The sequence below is a fragment of the Fictibacillus barbaricus genome (assembly GCF_031457135.1).
Taxonomy (GTDB): Bacteria; Bacillota; Bacilli; order Bacillales; family Fictibacillaceae; genus Fictibacillus; species Fictibacillus barbaricus_A.
The window spans coordinates 72,231-88,109 of record NZ_JAVDWA010000006.1 but is presented as its reverse complement, the minus strand read 5'-3'; the positions used below and the strand labels follow the sequence as shown (position 1 = coordinate 88,109).

9 protein-coding genes are annotated in these 15,879 nt (G+C 32.2%); 6 read left to right on the top strand and 3 right to left on the bottom strand.

The features are described from left to right. Window positions 1–332 precede the first annotated feature (332 nt). From J2X07_RS15575 to J2X07_RS15560, 4 genes are all read left to right on the top strand, one after another. The gene (locus tag J2X07_RS15575) at window positions 333–3,638 is read left to right on the top strand and encodes a hypothetical protein (protein WP_310260698.1); all 3,306 of its coding nucleotides are present in this window, start codon (window positions 333–335) and stop codon (window positions 3,636–3,638) included. Then, entirely contained in the window at window positions 3,601–8,463 is a 4,863-nt protein-coding gene (locus J2X07_RS15570) for a DEAD/DEAH box helicase (protein WP_310260695.1), read from the top strand. The genes J2X07_RS15575 and J2X07_RS15570 overlap by 38 nt, the downstream gene beginning before the upstream one ends. 437 nt (window positions 8,464–8,900) lie before the next feature. Further along, on the top strand, window positions 8,901–9,914 hold the full coding sequence (locus J2X07_RS15565; RefSeq protein WP_310260692.1) for a hypothetical protein: 1,014 nt from the start codon (window positions 8,901–8,903) through the stop codon (window positions 9,912–9,914). 238 nt (window positions 9,915–10,152) lie between these two features. Next, window positions 10,153–11,004 carry a GIY-YIG nuclease family protein gene (locus J2X07_RS15560; RefSeq protein WP_310260689.1) on the top strand — a complete coding sequence of 284 codons (852 nt, stop codon included), beginning with the start codon at window positions 10,153–10,155 and terminating at the stop codon, window positions 11,002–11,004. A 604-nt stretch (window positions 11,005–11,608) separates the two neighbouring features. On the opposite strand, the gene J2X07_RS15555 is transcribed toward J2X07_RS15560, so the two are convergent. After that, complete coding sequence (locus tag J2X07_RS15555; protein WP_310260686.1) at window positions 11,609–12,571, bottom strand: type I restriction enzyme HsdR N-terminal domain-containing protein; 963 nt, start codon at window positions 12,569–12,571, stop codon at window positions 11,609–11,611. Between the two features lie 130 nt (window positions 12,572–12,701). On the opposite strand from J2X07_RS15555, the gene J2X07_RS15550 reads away from it, so the two are divergent. Further along, window positions 12,702–13,715 (top strand): hypothetical protein, encoded by a 1,014-nt coding sequence (locus J2X07_RS15550; protein WP_310260683.1) that lies wholly within the window; start codon window positions 12,702–12,704, stop codon window positions 13,713–13,715. Window positions 13,716–14,062: 347 nt separating this feature from the next. Here J2X07_RS15550 and J2X07_RS15545 read toward each other — a convergent pair whose 3' ends face one another. Further along, window positions 14,063–14,521, bottom strand: coding sequence for a hypothetical protein (locus tag J2X07_RS15545; protein WP_310260681.1), 459 nt, complete (start codon window positions 14,519–14,521; stop codon window positions 14,063–14,065). Window positions 14,522–14,652: 131 nt separating this feature from the next. Here J2X07_RS15545 and J2X07_RS15540 point away from each other — a divergent pair, with 131 nt between their 5' ends. Next, entirely contained in the window at window positions 14,653–14,877 is a 225-nt protein-coding gene (locus J2X07_RS15540; protein WP_310260678.1) for a hypothetical protein, read from the top strand. A 428-nt stretch (window positions 14,878–15,305) separates the two neighbouring features. On the opposite strand, the gene J2X07_RS15535 is transcribed toward J2X07_RS15540, so the two are convergent. Beyond that, on the bottom strand, window positions 15,306–15,479 hold the full coding sequence (locus J2X07_RS15535; protein ID WP_310260675.1) for a hypothetical protein: 174 nt from the start codon (window positions 15,477–15,479) through the stop codon (window positions 15,306–15,308). Window positions 15,480–15,879 lie beyond the last annotated feature (400 nt).

Below are 15,879 nucleotides of genomic sequence, written 5' to 3'. Positions count from 1 at the left end.
AACTTTTTATTGTTATAAAATTTTGAAGAAAGGTTCTCGATAAGAGAATCTTTTTTTTGGTTATTTTAAACTTCGTTGTTGATTTTGTAAGGAATCTGCGACATTGCGGAAACATTATTGGATCTTTGTTTTCAATTGGAAGAGCTTTTTAAATAAAACTCTTTTTTTGCAAATTTCGTCAAAATAAGAGGTGCTAAATTCCTGTTATCGAAATTGTAAAGAAAATATCTTTTTGTAACATTCAATAATATCTAAATATTTATTTATTTATTTAAATAAATACCGATAATTTGGATGAGAAAAGATTTTAATAGATTATGAGGTGGATGATTATGGGGCGTTTTGAATCAATTCAGCAACTTAAAGAAGCGGAGAAAATACTCGCTAATATGTTTCGCTCCATTACTTTAGTTAGTGAGTTAAAGATAACTTCTAGTGACTACACATTTCTGAGGAAGCAATTAAAAACTAGATTAAAGCTTTCAAATATAGAGGAGAGAGAAATCCGTAACCTTTGGTATGAGTATCCATATACATGCCTTACTGTTACAGTTTTTACTGCAATTTATTTTTACGACGGAAATTTTTGGGAACATTTTCAAAAAGCAACTAGTTGTAAAGATATAAACAATTGGAAGTTATGTATGTGGCAATCCCTAAAAAAAATGGGTATACCATTATTTGATGAAGAGGGGACCCAAAAATATGTAAGCACTATATTAGGGCATGCTGGTGTACCCAAAAAGAGTATGGAAGGTTTTGTGAAAGGGTTGTTAATTCCTGCTTTAACAACGGGATTAGATGCCGAAGAAGTATTATTTGATATCAGGGAAAATGAGAAACATGGTCAATTATATCTTCTTCATAAAGGTGTTAGAGACTATCTAAGTTCTGGGGGAGAGGTTGCAGTAGATTTTGTTGATCGATGTCTGCATGTACTAAAAGAACAAGAAAAACCATTTAAAGAAGTATATAAAGGAATATTACCATTAAGGGTTTTAAACGGATTAGAAGATGTTGTAAGCAATATAGAATCAAAATTAATGCAAAAGAGAGATAGGATACGTCCCCCTGTTTTGTGTCTAGATCCAATTGAGGGTGGGGTTTTTTTTCAAATACCAATACTGGCTTTTTCATTTAAAGTGCAAGAAGTTAAATGGGAAATTTCAACTGGAATACAGGATAAAAAGGTAGTAGCCTGTAATATCATAACTCGTAATAACCAATTGGAAGCGTTTCCGGAAAATGATTACATTCTAGCTAATCCAGAAAAGGAATATACTCTTTCTCTATTAATTAACGATGGTATATATAAACAATGGAGCTTTACCACCTATAGCCCACTAATTTTTTCTGCTAATGAGGGACTTTATATTATAAAGCATCACAATTATGCAGGAGTGTATTGGATGGTTGCTAAGGATGACTATTCATTCATACATTCTAAGGATCATGGTGTAACCTATGAAAGATTATCAGCAGCTTGGATAAAACATAGACTTATTGAAGTTACACCTAGCAAGTCCGACACAGTAAAGTTTATTAGCAAAACTAATGAATATGTGGTTCCTATACAACTAAAACGTGAAAAACCTTATCTACTTGAAGAGAGTGAAAAATACTGGGGAGGAAGTTTATCTTGTTATAGTACTCCGCCAACCATTTTTATTCCAAAATTACACTTGCATACCAGAAAAATGTCTGACTGGACCATTAAAATTAAATCTGGAAAAGAAAAGTCTTACTCATTTACTATAAGTTCTTTAAAAGATAGATTAAGAGATTATGGGGAATATTATCGATTCTCATTAAAGGAATTATCAAATATATTACACCCAGGGCAACAAGAAATTCAAATTCTTGGGCCACTTGGTATGGGTACACGTCTTTCTTTTATGCTACTTCCGCCGTCACTTTCAGTTATTAAACAAGTAAATAGCGATTCAACCAAAAAAGAAATTGCTACATATCAGCTTAAAATTGACTCTTCCTATGAACTTGAATGCAATACAAACAATTGTAAATTTAATCAAATTAAACCTGGTGTTTATAAACTTTTCGTTCCATCTTGTGTGGCGGAAGTTAATATAAATGCATTAAAGAAGGGTGCTGATAATCTATCATTACTACTGATAGCAAAAAAAGTTAATTGGGACATTGCAATAAATAAAGAAGTAAAAGCAACAAATACTATGTACAGTGTTTATGAAAATGAATGTTTAGAGTGTACGATATTTTTACGTACTAATTTGAATCACCGCAAATGGATTAGTACCAAAATTGAATTGCTAGACGAAAAGGGGCAGGGAACATTACATATTAATAGAAAAATTTCGTCTTCACCAATCCCAATTAATCTTTCATCATTTTACGATACTATTAAACATTCTAAAGGAAATCGCTTCTCCTTAAGAGCGTCATTCCCTCAGAATTCAGAAGAAATTCCACATATCCCTCTTCTTGTTATTGAAAAAGTTTGGGAGATTCTTGATGTAAATGTTAGTGATAATATAAATTCACTTAAAATAATGTGGAAGGAAAAGCCGTTATTACCAGGTAGGGTTATTAGAATTTGGGATGCAGATAAACCCTGGAAACCGTTTGAAGAAATACCGATTCCAGATGGTGATTTATCACTTGAAATTCCATGGAGAATTTGGACAGGAAGTTATTTATTCGAATGGGATCAAAAGAGGAACGATGATATCTTTGGATTTTTGGATGAAATAGTTTATCCCAAAAATAGTTCTAATACATATTTATATAAGATTGATAATAGTATTGATGAAAGGTTTCATAGTTTTTATAACTATGTTGCTGCTTCCTATAGAAATTTTTTCAAAGGTGATCAGGTCCAATATCTCAATAATAATGAAGACTTAATTTACGTGCAGGATTTATCTCATAAAGTATCCCATGAAAATTTTTTAGAATTTGCAAATTCTTTAAGCTTAACAGAATCTGAAGAAGGATTAATGAATGGACTTATAAATCTTTATGAAAGGGATTGGGAAGAGATTTTATCTATCTCTTATTTAAAAAGCCGGATTAAATTACCTGTTATAAACATTAATGCTATGGATTTTGGAACGGTACAGGGAGATTTGAATCCCTTTTTTAGCAAATCTTTCAATGAATTACGAGATTTATCTCTAATGATTCCGTATGAAAAGGGTATTATAAATGGTTTTTCGGTTACTCATCAAATTATTCAATTCGTAATGAGAACTAAAGACAATGAGTTTTATAAAGAAAAGGTAGAAAGTATCTGTTCTAAACATCTGATTAATTTAAGACGGATATATTATCGTTTTATTGAAAAAGGAATGGTACCTAAGGAAATAAAAGATCTTATAAATTTAAGGTGGAGTAAGACCCAAAAGCCACCTTTTATTAATTATCCTTATCTTATTTCACTCATTGCATTTTTAAATCGGTTGTATGTAAGGGAAAAAACAAAATTTTCATTTACTGATATAGATTGTATTAAAAAGATAACAAAAGAATTATGTGCCATTGATGATCTTTGGTTATTTCATGATGCTTATGTTTTTGAAAGTATTTTAAATGAAAGAGGAATGAAAAAAGGGGGCGAATTAATTGGGCATACATCCTATTCATGGAACACAAAGAATTGAACAAAGTTACCGGGAATACTTATTAACTTCTTTCCATATGAACAATAAAAAATTAATGGAACAATTTGAACAACTATTAAGTCAAAAGAACAAGTTTTTAAAAGGTCCTTATTTAGAGATGACAAACCCTTATAAAGAAGGGGTTAGTATTCAAGATTTGATAAATGAAGATGTTTTATCAATACAAATGGGAACGTTGAATCAAAATGATATGCCAAAGGGACGTCCACTTTACGTTCACCAAGAACAAGCTATACGCAAAGCGGTTAACGGTAGAAACTTTGTAGTCGCAACCGGTACAGGTAGTGGAAAAACAGAAAGTTTCCTGTTGCCAGTCATTAATCACCTCTTTCGGGAAAAAGAGCAGAACAAACTTACAGCAGGAGTTAGGGCTCTTTTAGTTTACCCAATGAATGCTCTTGCAAATGACCAACTTAAAAGACTTAGAACTATTTTAGCTGATACACCTGAAATAACGTTTGGTCGTTTTACTGGGGAAACTAAGAACAGAAAAGAAGAAGCACGTTCTTATTATAAAAATAGTCATGATGGGCAGGAACCTCTTCCGAATGAACTTTTGTCTAGGGAGGAAATGCGTGATAACCCACCGCATATCTTAATTACTAACTATGCGATGCTTGAATATCTGCTTTTAAGACCAGGGGATACAAATTTCTTTGATGGCCCTACATCTTTAAATTGGAAATATATTATTTTAGATGAAGCTCATACATATAACGGTGCTAAAGGTATTGAAGTAGGTATGCTCCTTAGAAGGTTAAAGGACAGAGTATTAAAAAATAAGCCAACAAGAGGAAGTATCCAATGTATTGCAACCAGTGCAACGCTCGGTTCAGGACCGAATGCAAAAACGAAAGTTATGAATTTTGCAGAAAGTTTATTTGATGAACCTTTTATTTGGAATAATGAAGTACAAGAAGAACAAGATTTAATTGAAGCGATTCGAATTGATTATGATGATCACTTTGAATATTGGGGAGCTCCTGATTGGAACAGTTACACATATTTAAAAGAGGTTGTAGGTGAAGATACAGTTAAATTAGATAAAGATCGTCTTCTTTCTTATGGATTTCCAGATTACCTTGTAAATCATGTAACAGGAAAGAATCTTCCTCCTCAACAGGTTTTATATGAACTAATTTCAGGTACATCACATTTACAGAGATTACGGCAATCTTTAAAAGAAAAACCTCGTCTGTTAAGAGAAATTGTTCATGAAGTTGTAGAAGTTGACTTTATTGAGCGTTCAACTTATCTTGATCCTGAGATTGCAGAAGAACTTCTTACAAATTTTGTTGAATTAGCTGTAAGAGCAAAACGACATGAGTCTGACTTACCTTTACTTCCCGCGCGTTATCATGTATTTGTACGTGCAATAGAAGGTGCCTATGTACAATTTTTGCCAAAACCCCAATTACATTTAGACGCAAAAAAAGAAGTCAAAGACGGCACTTTTACTTATCCATTATTTGAAACGGGAGTATGTAATCAATGTGGACAGATTCATATAATAGGTGAGGAACGAAACGGCAAATTATATCAGAAGAGTTCGAATAATCCTGATCCCGAACTAAAATTCACGGCATATATGGTCATTGATCATAAGGATTTTACTCCTATAATTGATGAAGATGAAGAAGTGTTTGCAGGCGATGTAATTGAGACTGATCAGCATGTATATCAAATATGTCCAAGTTGTACTTCAATTAATCCTAGTGGAGGTAAAATACCTTGCTGTTGTGAACAACATGGTAAAGTAAATCCTATTTATGTAATTAAAGAAGAAATCAGACGAAATCAAAGAGCAATATGCCACAACTGTGGTAAACGCAGCGGTAATCCAATCAAATTATTTACAACTGGCCAAGATGCACCTACTAGTGTTCTAGTAACATCCCTATACCAGGAATTAATTAAATCAAATCCTAATGTAATTGAAGAATTGGATAGCTCCTTCGACTTAATTGATGATCCATTTGGTGCTTTGGATATAACTAATAGTTCACAAATAGATAAACAAATCTACGAACCCCAAAAACTATTAGTTTTTTCCGACTCTCGTCAAGATGCTGCATTTTTTGCTCCTTATCTTGAACGAACCCATACTACAATCATGTGGAAAAGACTATTATTTAAAACACTTACTAATCTCTTAGGTAATGAATTATCATTGGATGATTTAATTTACAAAATGAGAGAATTAGCTGAGGAGGCTAAATTGTTTGATGGAAATCAAACAAAACAATCGAAGGAAACCATGGTCCAAACACATCTATTACGAGAACTTTTGCAGATAGAAAAAAGAATATCATTACAAGGTACAGGTCTTTTATCTTTTTATATTCCAATACCTGAAAGATTTCAGAGTCAACTTAATATAATAGCTCAAAAATTTGGTGTTGAAACGTCTGAAATATGGACTATTTTTGAAGTGCTTTTTGATTCTTTTCGAATACAAAATGCTTTAAGTTATCCAGAATTGGTAGATCCACAGAATCCATTGTTTTACCCCCGTAATCGGAGGAGCTATATGAATGGTCATCAATCTGTGGCTACTCACCATGTACATGCATGGATACCTTCTGAAAAACGAACAAATAGACGGCTAGATTATCTTACCCGTGTTTATATAAAGAAGGGATTTACACAGGATAAAGCAATTGAAAAAGCTCGGCATATGTTAGATATGATTTGGACAGGTCTGATTTCAAAGCAGAGACTTCCGGAGCTATTTGAAAGAATAAACGTATCTGGAGCAGGAACTGTTTTTACAATGAAATATGACGCTTGGAGGATACCTAATCATCGAGCAGATTGGTATAAGTGTTCAAATTGTGGAAATTGGACTGTACGGAATGTTGAAAATATCTGTCCGGAGTTGAAGTGTGAGGGTATTCTACAAAAAGGAAATCCTTTAGAAGGTCATAATCACTATAGAAATCTTTATACTAATTTAATACCAATGAAAATGACTACTAAAGAACATACTGCTCAATTAAGTAATGATCAAGCTACATTGTATCAACAAGACTTTATTGATAATAAAATTAATGTTTTAAGTTGTTCGACCACATTTGAAATGGGAGTAGATGTTGGTGGTCTTGAGTCAGTTTTTATGCGAAATGTTCCTCCGGAAACATCAAACTATATCCAGAGAGCGGGCCGAGCAGGGAGACGTAAATCAACAGTTGCATACTCTTTAACATATGCTCAAAGAAGATCTCACGACTTATCTTACTTTAAAAACCCTGAAAGTATAATCGCTGGTACCATTAGTCCTCCGGTATTTAAAATAGATAACATTAAGATTATTCGGCGGCATATTCACTCTGTTGCATTGTCAGCATTTTTCCGAGAAAACCCCTCCTATTACGGAAAAGGTGGAAAAATCGAGGAGTTTTTAAGATCTTCCTCTTCAAAGGAAATTCAGGGAGTTTATGCAATTAATGAATTTCTAAAGAAGAAGCCTCTTCAGATCTTACAATCCTTAGAACGCATTGTTCCATCGTCTCTGCACAATATGTTGGGAGTATATTCCTGGAAATGGGTGGAGGAATTATGTGGAGAAAACGGTATATTAACCAAATCAGAGAGTTTATATTTACAAGACATTGATGAATTAAAGCAGCTTAGAGAACGACGCTTTAAAGAACAAAAAAGTACAGACAGTATCCAAAGAATGATTAGAACTATTATGGATCGTGAGTTAATTCAATTCTTATCTAGCCATAATGTTCTTCCAAAATACGGATTTCCGGTAGATGTTGTATCTTTGCAACTTCAGGATAAAAACGCGCCTATATCACTGGATCGTGATCTTGCGATAGCGATTTCAGAATATGCACCCGGTGCTGAAATCATTGCAGATGGTAACATATATCGTAGTATAGGTGTAAAGCGGTTACCTAAATATGAATTACCTTCGGTCCAATATCTACACTGTAATTGTGGTCATTTTCAGACTGTGGCTCGTCATCAGAAAAGTAAAACCAATGAAACTATAATCTGCGAGTCATGCATGAACGAAGTAACAATTCAATCTTTTATATCTCCAATATTCGGATTCACATCTGAAAAAGGAGATAAACCTGGTGAATTTAGACCTGCAAAAGCATATCGTTCAAGAGTCTTTTTTTCAGAGTACCAACTTGCAGAACAGGATGTTTCAAGAGAGTCAGAAGGTAATTTAATGTTAGGCGATTTATATCTTAACTGGAAATACTCTCCTTTTGGAAAACTAGCAGTTGTAAACGAAGGTAAGGGAAGAGGGTATTTCATATGTCAATCATGCGGTGTAGAAAAAGATTATTCTGGAGCAAAAGGTCGTCAACATAATACTCCTTGGGGTGGTAAATGTAGCGGTAACTTTGAAAGATCACTACTGGGTCATGAATTCATGACAGACGTTTTTGAACTTAAAATTGAAGGGGTATCAAAAGATTATACTGAAGTAGAAGGGTTTTGGCATTCTCTCCTTTATGGATTTTTGGATAGTATTAGTACGGTTCTAGGTGTAGATAGGAATGATATTGACGGTTGTATTTATTATAAAGACAGATCACATCCTTCTTTAATTATTTTTGACAATGTACCAGGAGGAGCTGGATATACAAAAGAAGTTCCAATACAACTTGATATAATACTTCATACCATTTCAGAAAGACTAAATGATTGCAGTTGTGGCCCCGAAACAAGCTGTTACGGTTGTCTAAAGAATTATAAAAATCAGTTTGTACATGACATTCTTAAGAGGGGACTTGTAATTAAAGCCCTAGAGAAAGCATTAAAATTAGTAATTTATTGAAGAGGTATTTATAGAGTTATAAGATAAGTTTATCAATATGATAAACTTTTTTCTTTATTGTGAAATTTAAAACACAAAAAAATGGATATTACTATTACCTTGTAAACATTTATTCTTACCATTTGTTGTTCTTAATTCTCAACACCATAAATATTTAATTATTAATGAAAGTTCCGATATATAAGAAAATGGAGTGAGAAAAATGAATCGAGAAATTCAAAAAGAAATGTTTGGAATTAAAATTTCTGAAAGCGATAGAAAATGTTGTAGAGTTTGCTTTTATTATAATGATGTTAATCTTTGTTCAAAACATTTTTTAAAGATTAAAAAGTATAACATATGTGATCACTATAAGAGAAATCAAATAAAAGTTTACCGTGGAGGTTCTGTATCACCAAAATAATAAAGATCTTTAAAAGTTTTTAAAGGAGAATACAATGAAGGTATATTTAAATCCAACTGAGCGTTCAAAATTATTAAAAAGACTTTCTGCTATTCAACGTGAATCATTATTTAAAGCAATTAGTATTACTCACAAATCAGAATTCGGAAATATTCTAGCTTCATATAGAGGTACCCAAAAATGGGACTTTTTACGCTATATTGATCATGGAGAAAGGACGTCAAGTGCTAGATGTGAATGTGGGAGACAACTTCGGCATGAATTTGTTATTAAGCATAATGAAACGAAAGTTATTAGGAGTTTAGGAATTAATCACTTAAAAGAAGAGTTAGGAATACCTGAGGAAATAGCAAAAGCTGTTTATAATAAAATGCATTGCATAAATTACGATATAGATGAGATTTTAACAAAAGTAAGAGAAGGCTGGGTAATTGATCGGAGCATTCTAAATTATATAGAAAAATATAAACCTGACTTATCAATGGATATAAAAATTTTACTTGAAGTCAATTTACCACTTTTAGAAAGACATTTAGATAGAATTTTTAATAATTCTAAGTCATCCAATACAACTATTAAAAAAAATAGTTGTATTGGAGTTACTGCTATATCAAATGAACAATCTATAGATCCTCTGCCAGATGATTTAAGTAGTATACATAATGATATTTATAAAAACATTGTATCTTTAGTAAACAAATTTAAGGGTGCTAGATATATAATAACTAGGCAAAAATTGTCTTTTAAAGTATTTGATGAAATCAATTTTCCAGGTCGTTACTTCGATTATGATGTAAAATACAAGCAACTTAGATATGGTTTTGAAACCTTTGACATCAGTTGGTCACATTATTCTTCAGACTACATTTACCGGGGAACCCAATATGGTCCAAAATTATGTATAGCAAAAATAGACTTATTAAAGGACGACTATATAGGTTTATGGGTTATTTTTGGATATAAATCCATGAAGGAATTAAAAGTTGATGCAAATCGTTTTTTGAAAAAATATAGTTTACCTATAGAAACAGATAGTTTATTTTTATAATTAATCCACAATATTTATTAAAGCACCTAAAATGTTCTTCTGTTAAATACAAGGAGAGCATTTTTTTATACTCTATCAATGTGATAATTTTGTATAATTTAATATCTATTAACCTATATATGGTAATGTTTAAGATGTATAAGTTAAATAGCTTTATTAAATATAAACTTCAAAGAAGAAAAAAAGCCTTCTGTAACAGAGGTTTGTTTGACTAAAGATATCAAGAGGGAGAACTTAGATGAATGACCGAACTTTAATGTTGTATTTTCCTGATACAGATTATGCAGCTTCATTAAAAATTTTTCAAGATCCAACCAGTCAGATTAGAGGGTTTTATTTCACAAAAAGCCAGTTAAACAAAGTGGAAAATCTAGATTATGCAAATAATCATGCAGTCTATTTTCTATTCTCGGATTCCGAAGAATCAAGCGTCTACATAGGCCAGTCTGTAAATGGAATCAAGCGTATAAAATCACATTTGAGGGAAAAAGACTTCTGGCAATATGGAATTTTGTTTGTAACTGATAATAATAGTTTTGATAAATTAAGTATTGATTACCTGGAGTACTTTTTTATTCAGGCATTTGCAAAAACACAATATAGCCTGGAAAACCATGATTTGAGAACAGTAATGCCTAATGTTAATTTCTTTAATCAATCTACCCTGAATTCCTTTGCTGTACAAATTCAATTTCTGCTAGAGGCTATGGGAATATCGTTCAAACCATCACCATCTATAGATAATGAATTAAATAATGAAGTTTTTAATGCCAAATCTCCATATAACGCTCAGATTGCGATAAGAGATGGAAAGTTTATTCTACTAGAAAACTCTGAAATTAGAGCACCATTAGATCGAACAAAAGATTGGAGTGATGGAGGGACTTTTTATAAACGTTCATTAAGAAGATTTAACCAACTTATCGAAGCGGGTAAAGCTGTTAAATTAGACGTTTCAATTGCAAAACTAGTTGACGATGTAGAATTTAATAGTCCAAGTACACCTGCCGAACTTTGTTCAGGTCATTCGCAGAATGGCTGGATCTTTTGGCAAGGGTTGGATGGACTAAGGAAAGAACAATTGGAATAAAATCTGCATAATTTGAAAGTTTAAGAGGGTTTTTTAGAGATGATTTTAATTGTAAATTAATTTAATAATGTTAAAAAATATGGTTCTCCTTTTATTATACATATGGAGAAAAAGGTCATCTGTAGTAAAAAAGTGGTTTTCAAAGGGAAAAGACAGGGAAAAGGAAAGGATTTTACAGCATTTATTATTAAAAAAAGGATTTGGGTAAATAAAGCGGTTTTTGTACTACGTATTGCTGCTAATGTTCTATTAGTTATGAGTTTTATGTTTGCTGTTTATTATCTTGATATGAAGGCCCGGGAGGTTTTGGTACGCAACCTCAACCAGACCCATCATGATAGTAGTAATTACATTAAAGAAATCGATTGTTTAAACGTCTAAATTCGTCTCTTAATAATGAATTCTTAATTAGTCGGGAGATAAATTGTTTAGTTTGGTTTTGATTCCAGTTTATCTCTTTTCTATTATCAAATGCACCTAAAAACACCTTACCATTTTCATCAATTAGTTCAGGTGCTCGTTCTTGTACAAATTGTATAACCTCATTCTGCTTCGCAGCACCATTTTTCCCGTTAGTCAATGCACCGTTATGCCAAATGATAAGTTAATCGTCATACTTTATTGTAAATCTATCTAAATCGAGCTGAAGAGAGTTGTGACTTTTTTCATAGTCATCAATTGCTACTATAAGTATGGTGTGTCCTTTAGTATTTCCAAAGACCGAATGATTTTTATATTTTCCTTTGGCAAGAATTGAAAGACTAATAATTTGATTGTTTTGATCTTCATCATTGATAATAAAATATCTATACAATCCTGCCCAACCACCACCTGCTGCATTTCCAAAAGTAGTAAACCTAATACCTTTATCAGCAATCATACCAATACCATCTAAGTTTTTGGGGGGAAGGCTATTGTTCTCATCTTGAATAAATCCAGCCAAGTTAATAAAAAAAGAACATAGTTCAGAACTTGAATCCTCACCAATCCAACCGTAGCTTTCAAAAAGTTCTCTCACATCAGGTGTATTATATTTAATAAAGTCAGGTCTTTCCCAAGGTATATATGGAGTGGAATCGATAGACAAAAGACATTTTTCATTAAGTTTTTTATATGAAGGGAAGTCCTTCAATTGCATATAACCATTTTCTTTTTCATCCCACGTCATAAATAGAATTTCAATACCATTCGTTATCATTAGTGTGTCCGCATATATAATCTCATCATATCTAACCACTTGATTGATGACCTTATCAGTTATCTCAATTTGCGGAGCTTTGCACTCGACAATTAATATAGGAACAAGTACATCATTTTCTTTACCATAGACAATTATATCCGCCCTACCCTTACTTCCATTTACAAAGTAAGACATGGGCACTTCTAATTCAATCTTGTTGATTGGAACCAGTAGTTCATTCACTAAAAATGAAACGGTTTGTTGTCTAATAATCTCCTCGGGAGTTATCTGTATCATTCTTTTTCGCACAGGATCTAAAAAACATTCCTTATTATTTTTATAATATCTTTCAGGTAAAGTGTATTTTTCTAATAGCATTTTTTTCATTACTCCACTCTTACTCATTTTTTATACACGTTCATACAAAAGTGAACATTAAAAAAATCTCAAACCCTACTTCCATCACTACAATATTACCATTAGTTGGTATAATAGTTAATAAAAAGGGGGCGATGTTTTGTTAACGAAGAGTGCTGATAAATCGAATGAGTATTTTTATCGTCTATTTAAAACACAAAAAGCTAGGGAACTTGCAAGAGAAATAAATGAATATCTGTATGATGAGAGCCCATATAAAAAAGAAGTTGAAGATTTTCATAAGAGGTATAAAGGTGGAAAACGAACAGACTGCATTGGGTACATAAGTAAGAAAGGTTCTTATAAATTTGCTACAATCACCATGGCAAGAAAGGTTTGCTTTATACTGCATCTTGGTAAGAAATATCATGCTAAAAGAGCACAAGAAATGCAAAAAGAAATTGATCAGATTCTTGGACAAGAGTATCAAAAAACTGATAATACAGTCTTGACGCCAGGTGAAGTCTACATCCGATTAGAATGGGTAGAAGATTTGTCTCAAATCAAACCCTTCATTGATGAAGCTTACCAATTAAGATTAATAAATAATCACTACGATAATTATGTAAAAGAACTGCTAGATGGAATCATCAAAGCAACTTGGCTGGAATCCATTCCTCATGATTATGACCGTTCGTTTTTGTTGTATGAAGACTCATTGAAGAGCGCACTATATTTTCATTTAAGAAGAAAGCTTGAAGAAGCTGCTCTCTTTCAACAAGGTTATCGTATTTTCACAGAATATCGCCTTGCTTCCAACCAAAGAGCTGATATAGCAATCGTTAAAATCGATTCAAATGCAGCGAATGAGAATCATCTGAGTGAGTGTGTAACGTCAACTCAAGTCCTGATAGAGATTAAATACATATATGGTAATAATGATAAAGGTTTTAAAGATGACATAAAAAAATTGATTCAGTATGCAAATGTACATACCTCAGTGAATGTCTATGCTGCTTTTATTACTGAACCAGGTGTCACCTATAAACCAACTAGTTGGATGGATAGCATAACAAATTCCGTCAGGTTGGATGTTAGGAATAAATTAACTGAACTATCAGGGTATAGAGATCAGCATAACAAATTGAGTGTTAGTATAAGTAGCCATATCTAACAATTCAAAAGGCTGTTACTATCACACTCGATTTACAGACTCCTTCTCATTAGTCATGGTGATTTTAATCCCTATTATGAGGATGTCCCACCGACCTCAGACTACGAATCTTTTGCTGACCCATATAATTATCGGGATGATGAATAAATAGACAACTACCGAGACCCAAACACCTCCTCTCACTTAAACATTTTGAGAGGAGGTGTTTTTGATATGAGTAGGTGGATCCTAAAAAGAATCACCTTTATACAACGTTGATAAAATATAAAATAATATTTATGTTAATTAGACGCTTTTTATAGAACTTATTTGAGATCATGTATTTCCTTAATTTCCATATTTGCTAATCATTCAAAATGCGCTTCTGTTTCGTATTTTTCTTTGTTAATAATCGGATCAAGAAACTTTATATACAATAAATAAAAAATTAAACCAACTATTACTAACGGAGATAAAACAAATATTATCAATGGCAAAATTATCTTTACAGCAGTCTCATTTGAAAAAATCATAGCTATAATAATTCCAAGAACCATAAATATGCTAAAGAGTACGACAAATATAATGAGCCATTTAACAAAGAATGCAAGGATATATGCTGCTGTTAAATAATTTTCCCCTTCAAAAATCATTCCCTTTTTAGCGAAAAAATCGACTATTCCTAACGCCCGCAGTATTGGAAGAATGTGATTCCAATTACCTGCAATTACTAAAGTAACAATAATTCCACCTAGACCTGCTAGTCCAGTTTCTCTTCCTCTTTCATAACCTAAAAATCCGTTTAGTAATCCTAATAATGATTTCAAATACATCATCCTTTACTTTCTCTTAATTTAATAATCGGAAAAGATGAAAGATTATTAAATTAAATTTCCTAAATGAAGCCTTATGTTAATTACTTATAATTGACTCCGATAAATTATATGAGGTGGTTTAAATGGGAAACAAATTATTCGGAGACGTTGAACTTTCAATTTCAGCAGTTCCTCTATTCATTTTGCTTGGTTTATTGTTAGTCATTGCGCTACTTATACAAATGTTATTTAGCAGATTACCAAAGTCGATTTTTAATTTCTTAATAAGCTGCGGCTTATTAGGTGGTGTAATTTTGTGGGGTTATCTCACTTTTTATGCCGATTGGTTTCCATATTTTCAAGGATAGTGAATTCCAAGAGGGGAAAATGTTATAATTTTTTAAAAAGAGACGGTGAAATTTACATGGGAAAAGAAGAATTTTGCTCGTGCAAAAACAATAATGGCGTATATACCGAAAACGAAGAATTTGGTTACTGGTATCATTGCTCGGCATGTAATAAAAAAATCGAGAATGAATTTTATTATTATGATGAACCCGTTCTCTACTAAGGTAGTTATAAAAAAACACCACTGATGGATAAAAATCAGTGGTGTTTCTAAAGACAACCATTTAGCCTTCAGGTATCTCTATAATTTCATTTATAGAAACTCCTGAACCTTTTATCTATCATCATTATTTTTAAAAACATCATATACAATGACATATATGTTAACAATATTATCATTATTGTTTATTTTCTTTTTATTCCCTTCAAAAAGAAGGGAAATCCCTCTCTAGAAAGCACGACCGTATACATTGTGTTCTGAATCAATCAAAACAACACCAGGTACATAATCATATTCTCTTTGTAAGAATGGAATGAATAAATGATAAACCTCTTTTACGATCTCACCATAAATGCTCTTGTTTTCATAATAATCATCACATTTAACAAGGAATATCAACATCCTCCCATGCCCCTGGACAGATAGATTAATAAACTCTAAGAAAAGGGTACGTTGTAAATACGTAGTGTCCTCATGTTCAATATGAAATTTTTTCTTCAAAAACCCTTCATTAAGTGTCGTTGGATCTTCCCAAATCGAATGCCTATGTCCATCTTATTACCTCCTTGTCATCTTAGAGATAATGTATAAAAGAAGAAGGAAAGAAGCAAAATGCCATTTATCAAAAATGAGCCCTCCAAAGCGATCAAAATAACGATTTCGTCTAACCAAATCGCTCCTTTTGCACACTTTTTAAGTCAAAAACACATGTTTCTATATATTTTCTACCGCCATCTATAAAATGCAAATCACCTTTGTAAATAATAGAAAGAAGACTGAATTATTTTATATTATTTTCCTA